We start from the raw sequence: 16067 nt of genomic DNA on the forward strand, positions 1-16067 counted from the left end.
GGATGACAAACGAATATCTACTTGTTTGGTTATGTCGCTTTCCGCATAACGGGGTGGGAATTGCAGGGTTCCCCATCCGGCCTGAGCAAAGGCGCCCCCTCGATGCCCTGCAGGTGCTCGAACAGGAAATCGATCAGCCGCCGCACCGCCGGCACCAGCGCCCGCCGCGGCGGAAACACCATGTGCGCGACGGCTTCCTCCGGGCCCCAGTCGCACAGCACCTTCTCCAGCCGGCCCGCCTCGATGTCGGCCGCGCACATATAGCCAGGCAGCAGCGTGGCGCCGATGCCGGCGATCGCGGCGACCTGCAGCGTCGCGATGTCGTCCGCCACGTAGCGCGGCGTGTGCGTGTGGACGTAGGCCTTGCCCTTGGGGCCTGCGAGCCGCCATTCGGCGCGGCCCTCGCCGTTGACCGACATCGCCATGGTGTCCAGCCGCGCGAGGTCGGCCGGCGTCTCCACCGGCCCCTGCCGCTGCATCAGCGCCGGGCTGGCCACCAGCACCCCGCGGCCGGTGCCCAGGATCTTGGCCACCAGCGTGGCGCTTTCCTCGACGACGGGCCGCACGCGCAGCGCGATGTCGAAGCCCTCCTCGATCAGGTCCACCGGGCGGTTGATGACCCGCACGTCGACCCGCACCGCCGGATAGCGCTCCATGAAGATCGGCAGCAGTTGGGCCACCCCGCTGTACGCCATCGTGATCGGAACGCTCAGCCGCACCAGCCCGCTCGGCTCGTTCTGCACCTGCGCCACCGATTCGGCCGCAGCCTGCGCCGCGTCGCGCATGGCGGCGGCGTGCCGCAGGTAGATCTCGCCGGCCGGCGTGAGCGACAGGCGCCGGGTGCTGCGCTGCATCAGCTGCACGCCCAGGCGCTCCTCCAGCTCCGCCACGCGGCGGGAGAGGCGCGACTTGGGGATGCCGAGCGCCCGGCTGGCGGCGGCAAATCCGCCCCGTTCGGCCACTTCGGCGAAAAAAACCATGTCGTTGAGGTCTTGCATGGCGGAGATTGTCCCGCAATCAGGACGATCTAAGCAAATTTTGGCTACTTATCAATTACTCGACCCAAAAATAGAATTCTCCCAACGCCGGCCACCTTTGAGCGCCGACACCATCCACACGAAAGTGATTGATATGAAGCTGCTCCACGTCGACTCCAGCATCCTCGGTGCCTATTCGACCTCCCGCCTGCTGACGGCGGAGACCGTGGCCGCCTGGAAGGCCGCGCACCCCGACACCACCGTCGAGTACCTCGACCTTGCCGTGGACGCCCCCGCGCACTTCAGCGCCGACGCCCTGGCCATCAAGACCGGCCCGCAGGCCGAGCCGACCGAAGCCCAGCAACGCGAGAACGCGCTGTCCGAAAAGCTGGTGAGCCAGTTCCTGGCCGCGGACGTGGTCGTCATCGGCGCACCGCTCTACAACTTCTCGATCCCGACCCAGCTCAAGGCCTGGATCGACCGCCTCGGCCAGGTCGGCCGCACCTTCAAGTACACCGAGACCGGCCCCGTGGGCCTGGCCGGCGGCAAGACCGTGATCGTGGCGTCGAGCCGCGGCGGCGTCTACTCGACCAGCGACTGGGGCCAAGGCGCCGAGCACCAGGAGAGCTACCTGAAGGTGGTCTTCGGCTTCTTCGGCATCACCGACGTGCGCGTCGTGCGTGCCGAAGGCGTGGCGATGGGTGACGAGCCCAAGGCCACCGCGCTGGCTGCTGCGCGTTCGGACATCCTGGTGGCGACGGCGGAAGCAGCCAACCAGAAGGACCTCGCCCAAGCTGCCTGAACAGGCAGCGGATACCTACGAGATTGGCCAGCGCCTGATACACACAAGGCACAAGGCCAGGCTCACGAAGCGGCATCCAGAGGATTCGTCGGCACCGACGAGTCCTCTCCCGACGCAGACAAATGCCGGCACAGGTGATCCACGAAAACGCGCACCTTGGGCGAGAGGTACCGGCGTGACGGCCAGATGGCGTTGAACTGGCCGACCGCGTTGAGCTCCGCCTCGAGCACCGTCAGCAACCGGCCATTTGCGAGCATGTCGCGGGCAAGAAAGTCGGGCATGCAGGCAATCCCCATCCCGCGCAACGTGGCACCCAGCACTGCTTCCATGTTGTTGCATGCGAGAACCGTACGAAGGCGGATTTCGGCATCGGCGGTCGACCGCAACATGGGCCACTCCAGCAACTTGCCCGAGTTCGGATGGCGAAAGCGAACCGTGGCGTGCCGCTCCAGATCGCTCGCGACGCGCGGCGTGCCGTGCTGCATCAAGTACCCCGGCGATGCGCACAGCAGCAGTCGAAAGGGATTCAGCGGCCTCGAAACGAGACGGGAATCAGGCAGGTCGCCGCTGCGGATGGCGACGTCGACGCGTTCGTCGATCAAATCCACCGTGCGGTCGGTGAAATTGATGTCCAGTTCGACCTCCGGGTAACGTGAGGCGAAATCCGGGATCACTGGCAAAAGGAAGTGGTAGCCGACGATCGGCGCACTGATCCGCAGCCTCCCGCGCGGCACTTCCTTCACTTGCGAAAGCATGGCTTGCGCATCGGTGAGGTCATCCAGGATGCGGCGGCAGCGCTCGTGGAAAAGCCGGCCCTCTTCGGTCAACTGGATCCGTCGCGTGCTGCGCTGCAAAAGGCGCACCCCGACCTCATGCTCGAGACGGGCGACGGCCTTGCCAATCGCCGACGCCGACAGCTCCAGCGAGCGACCCGCCGCGACAAAACTGCCAAGGTCGGCAGTCTTCACAAAAGCCAGAAGTCCGCTGAGCTTGTCCATCCGGTCATACCTGTGTAATTGCGGAAATTTGTTCCGCTTTGAACGGACATGCCGCTTCTTTCCTCGCAATTCGGTCCAGTTTAACGTTGGCTGCACACAGGCAGTGCTGCAGAAAACGACCTGGGGCACTGATGAACAAGTTCGTTGAACACTCTTGCGGAAAGCCATGGTGCATGGGACGCGGAGGCCAGAAAAAAGGAACCCGCGGTGATGGAGACTCCCGGCTCACTGATTGCACCCGCTGCCCCCTCCAATGCAGACCGAACCCGCATCGATTGCCGTGACAAGGCTCTGAAATATGCGGCGCTCGTCGCACTGCTCCTGCTGCCTCTGCTGCTGCAAACGGCCGGTACGCATTGGGTTCGAATCGCCGACACCTGCCTGCTGTACGTGATGCTGGCTCTGGGGGCGAACGTCGTGGTGGGATATGCCGGTCTACTGGATCTCGGCTATGTGGCTTTCTATGCCGTCGGCGCCTACATGTTCGCATTGCTGACCTCGCCGCATCTGGTCGACAACTTTGCATGGATCGCCGCGATGTTCCCCCTGGGCCTTCACGCCCCCTGGTGGGTCACGATCCCGCTCGGCGCCATGCTGGCCGCGTTGCTCGGGATTCTCTTCGGGGCACCCACGCTGAAGCTGCGCGGCGACTACCTGGCCATCGTGACGCTGGGGTTCGGCGAGATCGTCCGGATCCTGATCGTCAATCTGAGTCATCCGGTCAACATCACCAACGGTGCGAAGGGCGTGGGCCCGAGCGATTCGATCAGCTTCTTCGGCCTGGACCTGGGCAAGCCTCTTTCCGTCGGCAGCTATCAAATTGCCTCGGTCACGCTGTACTACTACCTGTTCCTGGCACTCGTGCTGCTCACCGTCACGATCTGCCATCGATTGCAGCATTCGCGAATCGGGCGGGCCTGGATGGCGATCCGCGACGACGAGGTCGTGGCGCAGGCGATGGGCATCAACGCCCGAAACATGAAGCTTCTGGCATTCGGGATCGGTGCGAGCTTCGGCGGCGTTTCCGGTGCGATGTTCGGCGCCTTTCAGAGCTTTGTTTCGCCCGAGGCGTTCGGCCTGCAGGAGTCGGTGATCATCGTTGCCATGGTGGTTTTCGGCGGAATCGGGCACATTCCGGGCGTGATTCTTGGCGCACTGCTGCTGACCACCTTGCCGGAAGCGCTTCGCTACGTTGCCGGTCCGCTGCAGACCCTGACCGACGGTCGACTCGACGCGGGCATTCTGCGCCCCCTGCTGATCTCGCTTGCCATGATCGTCACCATGCTGGCGCGACCACATGGACTGTGGCCCGCACCCGAGCAAGCCAAGCCGCGATAGGGGCATGAATCCGATGGATTCGTGCGGCAACCGACAAGAAAGGGTGCGGGCGCATGCTGGCGCCCGGTTTGTCGATCAGACAGCCGAATGGCTCTTGATCCACGCCACGTACTTGTCCATCCACCCCTGCAGGAACTTCTTCGAGCCTTCGTTGCCGACATGGCCCTTGGCGTCGAACAGGTCGTCCTTGTTCTGCAGGAACACCTCGGGCGCGCCCATCGTGGGCACGTCGAGGTAAGCCAGGATGTTGCGCAGGTGCTGCTGCGCCAGCGCGGTGCCGATGGCCCCCACCGAGATGCCGATCACACCGGCCGGCTTGCCACCCCAGACGCTCTGGCCGTAGGGGCGCGAGGCGTGGTCGATGGCATTCTTCAGCACGCCGGGGATCGAGCGGTTGTATTCGGGCGTCACGAACAAGAGGCCCTGCGCAGCCGCGATCTCGCTCTTCAGGCGCTTCACCGCGGGCGCCTGGTTGCCGTCGTCGTCCTGGTTGTAGAGCGGCAGGTCGTCGATGCGCACATGTTCGAAGGTGAAGTCCGAGGGCGCAAGGTGGGCCAGCGCGAGCGCGAGTTTCTGGTTGAACGAATCCTTGCGAAGGCTGCCGACAACGACGGCGATCCGGGTCTGTGCCATGAGGAAACTCCTTGGTGTGAATGAAGAGATCTGGAGGGAAGGTCCGAAAGACGAACGCGATTATGCGAATCGCCCATGACCTTTTCTGGAAAAGTTCTTGCGCCATCGCGCGCCCTGAAAGATGCTGGAGGCCATGACCCAGCCCTCCTCCTCCACCCATTACGACGTGATCGTCGTCGGCCTCGGCGCCCTCGGTGCGGCCACGCTCTACCAACTCTCCCAGCGCGGCGCCCGCGTGCTCGGCATCGACCAGTTCGCGCCGCCGCACGACCAGGGCTCCTCGCACGGCGATTCACGCATCACGCGGCTGGCGATCGGCGAAGGTGACGAATACGTGCCCTTTGTGCAGCGCTCGCACGCCATCTGGCGCGAGCTCGAGGCCCGCACCGGCACGCCACTCATGACCACCACGGGCGGCCTCATCCTCGCGCCGCGCGACCGCGTGGCCGAGCACCACGGCAAGTCCGACTTCGTGCGGCGCACCATCGCCTCTGCCGAGCACTTCGGCATCGCGCACGAGGTGCTCGACGCGGCCGGCATCCGCGCGCGCTTTCCGCAGTTCCACCTGCAGGGCGACGAGATCGGCTACCACGAGCACGATGCCGGCTTCGTGCGGCCCGAAGACGCCATCGGCGCGCAACTGGCTGTGGCCCGCGCTTCGGGCGCAGCGACGCGCACCGGCGAGCGCGTGCAGTCCGTCGAGCCGGTGGGCAACGGCGACACGGTCCGCGTGCGCACCGATGCGGCCAGCTTCACCGCCGATCGCGTCGTGATTGCAGCGGGCGCGTGGCTTCCGGAGTTCCTCGGCCGGCAGGCCCGCGCCGACTGGCAGGCGGACTTTTCGGTGCATCGGCAGGTGATGCACTGGTTCGACACCGGCAGCGCCGCCGCCGATTTCTCGCCCGGACGCTTTCCCGTCTTCATCTGGATGTTCGGCGACGGGCAGGAGGACTACATGTACGGCTTTCCGTCCTCCGACCCCGCGCAACCTGCGCTCAAGGTCGCGACCGAGCAGTACGTGGCCGCCACCACACCCGACACCATCGACCGCAGCGTGAGCCCCGAGGAAACCGCGGCGATGTACCGCGATCGTGTCGCCGGCCGCTTCCCGCAGATCGGCGGCCGCGCCCTCAAGGCGCGCGCCTGCATGTACACCGTGACGCCCGACCGCCGCTTCGTCATCGACGCGCTCGACGGCCTGCCCAACGTGCTGATCGCCTCGGCCTGCTCGGGCCACGGCTTCAAGCATTCGGCCGGCCTGGGCGAAGCCATCGCCGACCAGGTGCTGGGCCGCGCCATGTCCCACGGCCTCGACCTGCGCCCCTTTGCTCGCCGGCGGCTGCTGAAGGAGAAGGAAACTGCCTAGAGCGGCCCAGTGCGAACGCGGGCATCATCGCTCCCGATCTTTCTGATTTCTGGAGCAATGCGCGATGAGATTCCTGGTGGTGGGTGCCGGCGCACTCGGTGGTTACTTCGGCGGCCGCTTGCTGGAGGCGGGGCGCGATGTGACCTTTCTTCTTCGTCCGCGCCGTGCTGCGCAGCTCGCGAAGACCGGACTCGTGGCGCAGAGCCCTTTCGGCAACCTCGAACTCCCTGCACCGAAGCATGTGCTGGCCGAGAACATCGACGGCCCCTATGACGTTGTCGTCGTCGGCAGCAAGGCCTACGACCTCGATTCGACGATGGATTCGTTCGCCCCCGCAGTCGGCCCGAACACGGTGATCCTCCCCCTTCTCAATGGCATGAAGCACATCGACCAGCTGGTCGCACGCTTCGGCGACGAGCGCGTGCTCGGCGGCCTCTGCATGATCTCGGCCACGCTGGACGACGAAGGCCGCGTGCTGCACCTGAACGACATGCACGGCCTGAGCTACGGCGAGCGTGCCGGTGGACGCTCGGCCCGCGTCGATGCCATCGCGGCCCAGTTCGCGGGCGCGAAGTTCGACGCCACCGCGAGCGAGACCATCGCGCAGGACATGTGGGAAAAATGGGTCTTCATCGCCTCGGCGGCGGGCCTCACGAGCCTGATGCGCGCGTCTATCGGCGACATCGTCGCGGCCGGCGGGCAAGACGTGGCGCTCTCGATCTTCGACGAGTGTTGCGCCATCGCCGCGCACAACGGCTTCGCGCCGCGCCCCGCCGCCATCCAGCGCGGCCGCGCGGTGGTGACGACCGCCGGCTCGCCGATGACGGCCTCGATGTACAAGGACATGGTGCGCGGCGCGGCTGTCGAGGCCGACCACATCGTGGGCGACCTCCTGGGCCGTGCGCCCAAGAGCGATTCACCCGTGCTTACGGTGCTGCGCACCGCGTACGTCCACCTCAAGGCCTACGAGGCCCGACGCGCCCGCGAAGCCGGCTGAACCCGAACCCGCGACCCCACGCCATGGCCGACGCGCTCGCCTTCCTTCACACGGCCAAGTCGCACGTGCAGACCTTCGGGCGCCTGGTCCACGAGATGGCACCCGAACTGGAAATACGCCACCTGGTGATGGAAGAGCTGCTGGCCGACGCGCGCGTCGTGGGCATCGACAACGCGGCGCTGGTCAAGCGCGTGCAGGAGGCCATGCGCGAGGCGGCATCGGACGGCGCCGCGGTGGTCGTGTGCACCTGCTCGACCATCGGCGGCATTGCCGAGAAAACCGCCACCGGCGGCGCCTTCTCGGCCTTGCGCATCGACCGCGCCATGGCCGACCGCGCGGTGCGCACCGGCCCGCGCGTGCTGATCGTCGCGGCCGTCGAAAGCACGCTGGAACCGACAACGGCGCTGATCCTCTCGGCGGCGACGCAGGCCGGTGTCGGCACGCGGCCGAGTGCGCTGCTCGTCGAAGGGGCGTGGGCACATTTCCAGGCCGGCGACACCGGACGCTACGTGGAGACGCTGGCCGCGGCAATCCGCGGTGCGGTCAGCAGGGCCGATGTGGTCGTGCTCGCGCAGGCTTCGATGGCGCCAGTGACGCCGCTGCTTGCGGACCTCGGGATCGATGTGCTCAGCAGTCCGGGGCTGGGCGTTGCGCATGCGGTGGCGACGCTGCGGGCGTCGGGCAACGCGTGGACCGCCGGCGCATGAACATGCTCTCGGGGCCGCAAGGCTGAACTCGCTGTAGTCGCTACTCCGACTTGAGGATCGTCTCCCCCTTCAGCGCCCCCATGTCCTGCGTATTGACGCGATGCCGCTTCCACCCCGCCCAGGTGCGCCGGAAGTTCACGATCGAGATGCCGTAGTACAGCACCTTGAACATCCGCAGCGCCCCCCACATCGGCGTGCCCTTGTAGATGTCGCCGGCCAGCAGAGACATCAGCGCCTCCTTCACCCGCAGCGGATTGCCCGGGTGCATGAACATGTCGCGGATGGTCGGGTTGGTCACGCGGTAGATGAACCACGAATACTCGCGCGGCCCCTTGCGCATCATGGCCTCGAAGCCCTGGCGCGCGGCGGCCAGTTCGGCCGGCTGGTCGAGCGCGGTGGCCACGAGTTCAGCGCCGTCGAAGGCGCTGTGCATCGCCAGGTAAACGCCCGAGGAGAACATCGGGTCGATGAAGGTGAAGGCATCGCCCAGCAAGAGGTAGCGGTCGCCCGTGGCGTGCGTGCTCGAGTACGAGAAGTTGCCGGTGGCGTGCACCGCATCGTCCACCAGCGTGGCGCCCTTCAGGCGGTCTGCCAGCACCGGGCACAGCGCGATGGTGTCGTAGAAGAAATCCTTCAGCGGCTTGTCGCGCGTCTTCAGGTAGTACGGCCAGCAGACAGCGCCCACGCTGGTGGTGCCGTCGGCCAGCGGAATGAACCAGAACCAGCCGTGCGGAAACCAGCAGATGCTGATGTTGCCTTCCTTCTTGCCCTCGAGCCGCTCGGCGTTGGTGAAGTGGCCGAAGACGGCGGTGCTGTTGTGGTCGGGGTTCTTTTCCTTGCAGCGGAATTTGTTCGCCAGCAGCGTGTCGCGCCCGGTGGCATCGACCACGAAGCGGGCGCGCCAGCTGCGCTTCGCGCCATCGTCCATCTCGGCCTTGACGCTCGCACCGTCGGCGTCGAACGCCACGTCGCGCACCTTGCAGCCTTCGATGGCCTCTGCGCCGCGCGTAGCGGCGTTGCGGAACAGCAGTTCGTCGAGCTCCGAGCGGCGCACCTGCCAGGCCGAGTCGAGCGACTTGTCCCAGCCCTCGGCAAATTCGACATAGCTGCGGTGCTCGTGCTCGGGCGAGACGAACTCGATGCCGAACTTGGGCATGCCGATCTTCTCGACCTGGTCGCGCACGCCGAGCCTGTCGAACAGCTCGACGTTCGCGGGCAGCAGCGATTCGCCGATGTGAAAGCGCGGGTGGTGCGCCTTCTCCAGCAGCACCACCTTGCGGCCCTGCTGCGCCAGCAGCGCCGCAGCGGTCGATCCGGCGGGGCCGCCGCCGATCACGATCACGTCGCAGGATTCTTCGTTCGCGTGCGGGCTGGCAAGGGAGGCTTCGGTCGAAGACATTCAGGCGGTACAACGTTGTTGGATGACGATGTGCAGCATAACGTCCTCCGCGAGCGCCCTCTCCCACTCACCGGACCCTTGATGCAGGGAGGCGAGGCACGCCCGCTCAGCTCGGTGGCGCAGTCGCCTTGGTGTAGTCCGCATCCGGCCCCGAAGGCGGCGTCAACGCCGGATCGGAAGCCCAATCGGTGGGCGTCGGCGACAGCGTGTAGCTCAGCGTGCCGCCGTCCTTGATCTTGTCCACCGGCAGCCACGAGCCCGCGTAGGCGGTGCCGTTGAACTTCATCGTGCCGATGTAGCGCACATCGTCGAGCAGCGCCTGCCGGTCGGCCTCGATCCGCAGCTTCTTGCCGTTACCCAGCCACAGCGTCATGCCCGAGAACTGCGGCGTCGACACCGCAAGGCCCGGTGCCGACGGGATCGCCGGATAGAGCCCCATCGCGGCCCACACGAACCAGCCCGAGGTCGCGCCCATGTCGTCGTTGCCCGGCAGGCCGCCGGCATCCAGCGAAAAGTTCTTTCGCAGGATGACCGGGATGATGTACTGCGCGTACTTGGCCGAACCGAGCCAGTTGTAGGCCCAGGGCGTCTGGAAGGCCGGCTCGTTGCCGATGTAATAGCGGCTGGATCTCTCCCCGCCGTTCAGGTCTTCGCCGCTCGGCTCGGTCCCTGTGAACGGATTGGCCGCATCCAGCGAGAACAGCTTGGCAAGCCGGTCGAGCGCGGCTGTCTTGCCACCGAGTTTTTCGGCGAGGCGGGTCCAGTCGTAGGCGAAGGTCCAGATGTAGTTGGCCTCGGTGGATTCATGGAAATCGCCGCTGCCCGTCCATGCACCGGCGGCGTTTTTCGACCGGAGCGACTTTGTGCCGCTGTCGAAGATGTTGAGCCAGTTGCCTGCTCTCTTGAACACCTTCTGGATGACGCTCTGGTCCGCCGCGCGGGTGTCGGGCAGCGCATCGAGAAACGCGCCGACGGAGCGGTCCGTGGTGATCGCCTCGAGGGTCGTCGAAGTCGGATGGTCGTAGCCCTTGCCGGAGGGAATCCAGCCCAGCTTCAGATAGTCCGCCCGGCTGTCGCCCGGTTTGCCGATCGCGTAGATGTTGTTGCACCGGCTGTTGGCATCGCCAACCGACTGGAGCATGTATTTCCTGGCGTTCTCGAGGTCGAATTTCTTCGCCCCGAACAGATAGGAACCCGCAACGACGGTGGGCGCATGGTCGCCATTCATCGGCACCGTGTCCTCGCTGCCGTCCACCCAGTGCGGGAAGGCACCGCACTGCTGCGCGTCGGCCACCAGCGACTGCATCATCTCGCTGGCTTCGTCGGGCGCGATCAGCGCCAGCAGCTGGGCCTGGCTGCGGTAGGTGTCCCACATCGAGAAGCCCGAGTAGTGGGTCTTGTAGCCCGCGTCCTTGCCGTCGACCTTGAACCTGTAGTTGGCAACGTTCTCGTTCGCGCGGTCGGGCAGCACCGAATTGCCCTGCGAGATGTCGACCTGCTTCATGCTGCGGTAGTCGCCGTTGACGTCGCTGTACACGGTCGGTCCGCTGTAGACGCGGTAGAGGGCCGTGTAGAACTTCTTCAGGTTCGCGATGGCCGCGTCCTTCTTCTTCGCATCGAGCTTGTCGAGCTCGCCTGCCTTCGCGAGATCGAGCTGCACGACGTTCAGCCGGCTGTTCCAGTTCTTCCCGGCCGCGGCCTGTACCGCGCTGAACGACCAGTCCGCGTTCTCGGCTTCGAGGTTCTTGCGGGCATTGGCAACGCTGACCGAGGAGATCCCGACCTTGACCTGCACCGTCAGGTCCGCATTGCCGAGGTCGAACTGCAGAACCGCCGCCTTGCCCGAGATGGCGGAGCTGGCTTTCAGCGGCTTGTCGAAGGTCGCGTGGTAGTAGACGGGCTGCTTCCAGGTGCCCCCGCAGAACTCGTTGGCGACCGCTTTGCCGGAGACGGACTTGCGGTCCGCGCTCAGCACGATGTCGGTCAGCTCGGGATAGGACACGCCGTCCTGGTTGGGGTTGTTGCGGGCGGAATCGATGACGAGGAAGGCCTTGTCCTTGTCCGTGTAGGCGATCTTCGCCATGCCGGTGCGCGTGGTCGCGGTCAGCTCGCTCGTGATGCCGTTGTCGAACTTCACCTTGTAGTAGCCCGGTGCGGCCGACTGGTTCGCTTTTGCATAGCGGACACCGCCCGACGGGATTCCGGCATTGGTGTTGCCCGGCAGGATGGCCACGGCGCCCTGCCCTCTGCAGCCGGGACCGTTGAGGTGCGTCATGCTGAAGTAGCGGATGCTCGTGTCGCCGTCGTAGTAGCCGCCCGAGCCATAGCCCCAAGGCGCGCCGCTTCCTGTCGTGTCCGGCCCGAAGCTCACCATGCCGAATGGCGTCTGGGCACCGGGATTGACGTTGCCGGAATGGCCGCTGCCGGTGTCGGAGATCTTCGTTCCGACGAACAGATTCACATACGGTGTCAGCGTGATATCGACCCGCCGCTCCGGCTCGATGGCGGGCGTCGTAGTGCCGGCTGATGTCGTGTCGGTTGGTGTCTTGCCGGCTGGTGTCGGAACGACTGGCGTCGGAACGGCTGGTGTCGGAACGGCTGGCGTCGGAACGACTGGCGTCGGAACGGCTGGCGCTGGAGCGACTGGCGTCGGAACGGTTGGCGTCGGAACGACTGGCGTCGGAACGGTTGGCATCGAAACGACTGGGGTCGGAACGACTGGCGTCGGAACGGCTGGCGCTGGAGCGACTGGCGTCGGAACGGTTGGCATCGGAACGACTGGCGTCGGAACGACTGGGGTCGGAACGACTGGCGTCGGAACGGTTGGCATCGGAACGACTGGCGTCGTGTCGCTTGGTGTCGTATCGGTTGGCGCAGTGCCAGTTGGCGTCGTACCGGCGGGTGCAGTGCCGGTTGGCACCGTACCGGTCGTCGTATCAACCGCCGTCGGCGGCAATGTCGAGGCTGAGAAGCTCCCCGAACTGCCGCCGCCGCAACCCACCAACACCGACGCGACGATCAACCCCGTCACAAGACTCTTGCTTGCGCTTTTCTTTTCCACGTTGTCTCCCTTGCTGCTTGCACATCGCCCACGGTCGGGGCGCCAAACGGCCGCAGTGTATGTACGGCTCCTGTGCAGATGCGCTTGTGATTTCCCGGACGAAACACGGCGTTGGCAGAGCAACAAGCCGGCGATTTGCGCAAGGTCTGCTAAGCGGCACCGACCGGCTCGCGGCACACTGGCGGCCATGAAAACCCGGCGTGCCGAGCAAGACTACAGAGAGCGTGTGGCGCGCGTCGTCGCGGCCATCGTGGCCGATCCGATGGCCGAGCACCGGCTCGAAGACCTGGCACGGCTGGCGCATTTCTCGCCCTTTCACTTCCACCGCGTCTACAGCAGCATCGCCGGTGAAACGGTGGCGGCCACGGTCCGGCGCGTGCGGCTGGCGCTTGCCACCCAACTGCTGACGCGGGGCGACGGCAGCATCACGCAAGTGGCACTGGCCGTGGGCTACGAGAGTCCGCAGGCCTTCACGCGCGCCTTCGGCCAGTTCACCGGACAGTCGCCGCGCGAATTCCAGCAGCAGATGCACGGGGCGACTCTCGACGCCGCCCCCGCGCTCCACCAAGGCAAGGACACCGGTGCGGCGCCGTCCGTGCGGATCGTCGAACGCCAGGCGCAGCCGGTGCATGCGCTGCTCCATCGCGGGCCGTTCTCCACCATTCCCCACACCCATCGGCGGCTGCGCGCGCATATCGGCAGCCGGACCGTGTCGAACTGGCTTGGCATTTCCTGCGGCGATCCGGAGGTGCGGTCCAGCTTCAGGTACTACGTCGCGGCGACTTCGCCCGAGCCCTGGCCCGTTGACGATACGGAGACCGAGATGCTCGACATTCCGGGTGGCCTCTACGCCGTGCACTGCCTCGCGGGTCCCTACACCCGCATCAATGCCGCCGTGCACGCGCTCTACACGCAATGGCTGCCCGCCAGCGGCTACGAGCCGGACGATCGGCCCACGCTGGAGCACTACTTGAACTCGCCTCGCAAGGTGACACTGGCCGAACTGCGCACCGACCTGCTGATTCCCATCCGTCCCGCCAGCTGACGCCTGCCGACCTTTGCACAGGACTCTCCATGCCCCTTCTTCGCCTGCTCTTGATCGCCGCCTGCTGCCTCGTGGCGCCCTTCGCCCACGCCGCAGGCTTCAGCACCCTCGAGATTCCAGCTGACGCGGCAGGACCGGCATTGCGCGGCGCCGTGTGGACGCCCTGCGCCACGCCAGCCGGCGAGATCAAACTCGAACGCAGCGCGATCACAGGCGTGCGCGACTGCCCGATCGCGGCAGACTACAGACTGCCGCTGGTCGTGCTCTCACACGGCTACGGCGGCTCCTTCCTCGGCCACCACGACACGGCGCAAGCGCTGGCCGACGCGGGCTTCGTGGTCGCGGCCATCAGCCATTCGGATGACAACTACCAGATCCGCGGCGGCCCGAACGACAGGGTCGTGGCGCTCGCGACGCGGACCACCGACATCAAGAGGCTGCTGGACTACATGCTTGTGCAATGGCCCGCGCATGAAAGACTGGCCGCCGACAGGATCGGCTTCTACGGCTTTTCGAGAGGCGGCTACACGGGCCTCGTGCTTGCCGGTGCCCGTCCGGATTTCGAACGACTCCCTCCCCGTCCTGGGCCACCCTGCGCCACGGCACCGGCCAGCCCGGCCTGCGCACAGATGGGGCAGCGCTTCAAGGAGCTTCTCGCCGCGCCCCTGGCGCACGACGTCCGCATCAAGGCGGCCGTGATCGCCGATCCGCTCAGCATGGTCTTCACGGCCGAGGGCCTGAAGAACGTGACCATTCCGATCCAGCTCTGGACCTCCGCGCTCGGCGGCGATGGCGTCACGCCCGACAGCGTGGCCGCGGTGCGTCGCAATCTGCCTGCGGCACCGGACTGGCATGTGGCGGAAAAGGCCGCGCATTTCGGCTTTCTTGCGCCCTGCTCGGCGCCACAGCTCGAAGCCAAAGCCGAGATCTGCCGCGACGCCCCCGGCTTCGATCGCGTGGCGTTCCATGCCACCTTCAATGCGCAGGTGCTGCGCTTCTTCAACCAGCACCTGATGCAGGCGGCCAAACCCTAGGGTCGCGCTACCAGCACGTTCATCTCCCGTTAATGCCGAGCCACGCGCCAGGCCCCCGGCGCGCCGCTAAAGTGCGGCATGTTCCGCCTCCGCCTCTCGCTCGCATTCGCCGTTCTCGTCGCGCTGGTCTGCATCCAGGCCGGCTTCGTCTACTGGGGATCGAACCGGGTCAACGACTACGCCACGCACAGCCGGCTGGCCAGCGACATCCTGTCGGAGCTGCTGGAACTGTCCGCCAGCAAGCAGCGGCTGCGCGTCTGGGCCTCCCAGCAGCTGATGGGAGCCGACGCGTCGCCCGAGGTGCGCGACGGCCTGCTGGCGCGGATGCAGTCCAGCAAGGAGCGGCTCAAGCAGCTCGCGCGCCGCGATCTTTCGCTGTGGGAGGAGATGACGGTGCGCGAGGGCACGTCGATCCCGCCGGAAGTCGGCCAGCTCGTGGCCATGACCGAACTGCTCGACGACAACCTCGCCGCCGTCCGCACCCGGCTGCTGAGCCTGGCACCGCTGGAGCGTGGCGCCGAATTCGCCAGCGTCTGGGAGGAACTCAACGAGGTCTTCGACAAGGCACGCGGCCGCGACCTGCGCGAGCTGATCAACGGCGCCATCGAACGGCAGCGCAACGTGATGCCCGTGGCGCGCGCCGCCACCGAAGGCGGCCTGGACCGCCTGCGCCAGCAGACCATCGGCCTCGCGGCCCTCACGCTGGCCGCGGGGGTGCTGCTGGCGCTTTATCTGAACCGGCGGCTCAAGCGCCCCCTGGACCGCCTGCTCGAAGGCACCGAGGCCCTGCGCACCGGCGCGCTCGACCACCGCATCGCGCTCGATACGCACGACGAGTTCGGCCGCGTCGCCGGACACTTCAATGCGATGGCGGCCGAACTGCAGCGGCACCGGCTCGATGCCGACGCCGCACGCCGCCGGCTCGAAGACGCCGTGTTCGAGCGCACCAGCGAGTTGCGCGCCGCGCACCAGACCCTGCAGCAGATCGACCAGCGGCGCCGCCAGCTGCTGGCCGATCTCAGCCATGAGCTGCGCACGCCGGCCACGGCCATCCGCGGCGAGGCCGAGATCGCGCTGCGCGGCGCCGACAAGCCGCTGCCCGAGTACCGCGAAACCTTGACGCGCATCGTGGGCGGCGTGAAGCAGCTCACCGGCGTGATCGACGACCTGCTGCTGGTCGCCAAGGCCGAAGCCGATCAACTGGCGATGCGCCTCGACACGGTCGACCTGCCGGAACTGCTGGGCGATGCCACCGAGATGGCGGGCACGCTGGGCGCGCGGCACAACGTGCGCGTCCAGCTGGAGGCCCCCGGCGCCGGCGCGCCCCCCGTCCTGCTGCGGGCCGATGCCGACCGGCTGCGGCAGGCCCTTGTGATCGTGCTCGACAACGCGGTGCGCTATTCGCGCCACGACGGCACGGTGCGCGTGAGCTGGCAGGCTCATGGCGACCGCGTGCAGGTGCGCGTGGCCGACGAGGGTATCGGCATCGATGCCGACGAGTTGCCGAAGGTGTTCGAACGCTTCGTGCGCGGCCGTCGCGCACGCCTGCACCGGGCCGATGGCACCGGCATCGGGCTGTCGATCGCGCTGGCCATCGTGCAGGCCCACGACGGCCGCATCGACATCGACAGCATTCCCCTGCAGGGCACCACGGTTCGTATCGAACTGCCCTGTCATCAGGGTTTCACCGCCGGCGCCTGATCCGAAGAG

At 66.6% G+C, this 16067-nt stretch carries 13 protein-coding genes; 8 read left to right on the top strand and 5 right to left on the bottom strand.

All coding sequences use genetic code 11. The annotated features are described in order from the left end of the window. Positions 1 to 29 precede the first annotated feature (29 nt). The gene (locus NU688_RS08660; protein WP_257860125.1) at positions 30 to 998 is read right to left on the bottom strand and encodes a LysR family transcriptional regulator; all 969 of its coding nucleotides are present in this window, start codon (positions 996 to 998) and stop codon (positions 30 to 32) included. Between the two features lie 133 nt (positions 999 to 1131). Here NU688_RS08660 and NU688_RS08665 point away from each other — a divergent pair, with 133 nt between their 5' ends. Next, positions 1132 to 1779, top strand: a complete 648-nt coding sequence (locus NU688_RS08665; protein WP_257860126.1) for an FMN-dependent NADH-azoreductase — start codon at positions 1132 to 1134, stop codon at positions 1777 to 1779. 62 nt (positions 1780 to 1841) lie between these two features. Here NU688_RS08665 and NU688_RS08670 read toward each other — a convergent pair whose 3' ends face one another. Continuing rightward, complete coding sequence (locus NU688_RS08670) at positions 1842 to 2777, bottom strand: LysR family transcriptional regulator (protein WP_257860127.1); 936 nt, start codon at positions 2775 to 2777, stop codon at positions 1842 to 1844. 210 nt (positions 2778 to 2987) lie between these two features. Between NU688_RS08670 and NU688_RS08675 the strand changes: the two genes are divergently transcribed. Then, positions 2988 to 4115 carry a branched-chain amino acid ABC transporter permease gene (locus tag NU688_RS08675; protein WP_257860546.1) on the top strand — a complete coding sequence of 376 codons (1128 nt, stop codon included), beginning with the start codon at positions 2988 to 2990 and terminating at the stop codon, positions 4113 to 4115. 75 nt (positions 4116 to 4190) lie between these two features. Here the strand turns inward: NU688_RS08675 and NU688_RS08680 are convergent, their stop codons facing one another. Next, positions 4191 to 4748, bottom strand: coding sequence for an NADPH-dependent FMN reductase (locus NU688_RS08680; protein ID WP_257860128.1), 558 nt, complete (start codon positions 4746 to 4748; stop codon positions 4191 to 4193). A gap of 133 nt (positions 4749 to 4881) precedes the next feature. On the opposite strand from NU688_RS08680, the gene solA reads away from it, so the two are divergent. The 3 genes from solA to NU688_RS08695 all read left to right on the top strand — a co-directional run bounded on the left by solA (position 4882) and on the right by NU688_RS08695 (position 7818). Continuing rightward, positions 4882 to 6114, top strand: coding sequence for an N-methyl-L-tryptophan oxidase (solA, locus tag NU688_RS08685; RefSeq protein WP_257860129.1), 1233 nt, complete (start codon positions 4882 to 4884; stop codon positions 6112 to 6114). A gap of 64 nt (positions 6115 to 6178) precedes the next feature. Next, the gene (panE, locus tag NU688_RS08690) at positions 6179 to 7111 is read left to right on the top strand and encodes a 2-dehydropantoate 2-reductase (RefSeq protein ID WP_257860130.1); all 933 of its coding nucleotides are present in this window, start codon (positions 6179 to 6181) and stop codon (positions 7109 to 7111) included. 23 nt (positions 7112 to 7134) lie between these two features. Beyond that, on the top strand, positions 7135 to 7818 hold the full coding sequence (locus tag NU688_RS08695) for an aspartate/glutamate racemase family protein (RefSeq protein WP_257860131.1): 684 nt from the start codon (positions 7135 to 7137) through the stop codon (positions 7816 to 7818). A 40-nt stretch (positions 7819 to 7858) separates the two neighbouring features. Here NU688_RS08695 and NU688_RS08700 read toward each other — a convergent pair whose 3' ends face one another. Together NU688_RS08700 and NU688_RS08705 are read right to left on the bottom strand one after the other, a co-directional pair. After that, positions 7859 to 9217, bottom strand: a complete 1359-nt coding sequence (locus NU688_RS08700) for an NAD(P)/FAD-dependent oxidoreductase (protein ID WP_257860132.1) — start codon at positions 9215 to 9217, stop codon at positions 7859 to 7861. Positions 9218 to 9323: 106 nt separating this feature from the next. Further along, the gene (locus tag NU688_RS08705; protein WP_308340285.1) at positions 9324 to 12467 is read right to left on the bottom strand and encodes a GH92 family glycosyl hydrolase; all 3144 of its coding nucleotides are present in this window, start codon (positions 12465 to 12467) and stop codon (positions 9324 to 9326) included. Here NU688_RS08705 and NU688_RS08710 point away from each other — a divergent pair. From NU688_RS08710 to NU688_RS08720, 3 genes are all read left to right on the top strand, one after another. After that, on the top strand, positions 12466 to 13323 hold the full coding sequence (locus NU688_RS08710; RefSeq protein WP_257860134.1) for a GyrI-like domain-containing protein: 858 nt from the start codon (positions 12466 to 12468) through the stop codon (positions 13321 to 13323). The genes NU688_RS08705 and NU688_RS08710 overlap by 2 nt on opposite strands. A gap of 29 nt (positions 13324 to 13352) precedes the next feature. Further along, positions 13353 to 14357 carry a dienelactone hydrolase gene (locus NU688_RS08715; RefSeq protein WP_257860135.1) on the top strand — a complete coding sequence of 335 codons (1005 nt, stop codon included), beginning with the start codon at positions 13353 to 13355 and terminating at the stop codon, positions 14355 to 14357. Positions 14358 to 14435: 78 nt separating this feature from the next. Continuing rightward, the gene (locus NU688_RS08720) at positions 14436 to 16058 is read left to right on the top strand and encodes an ATP-binding protein (RefSeq protein ID WP_257860136.1); all 1623 of its coding nucleotides are present in this window, start codon (positions 14436 to 14438) and stop codon (positions 16056 to 16058) included. Positions 16059 to 16067 lie beyond the last annotated feature (9 nt).

Origin of the sequence: Variovorax sp. ZS18.2.2, from assembly GCF_024701975.1 — a bacterium.
Classification (GTDB): domain Bacteria; phylum Pseudomonadota; class Gammaproteobacteria; order Burkholderiales; family Burkholderiaceae_C; genus Variovorax.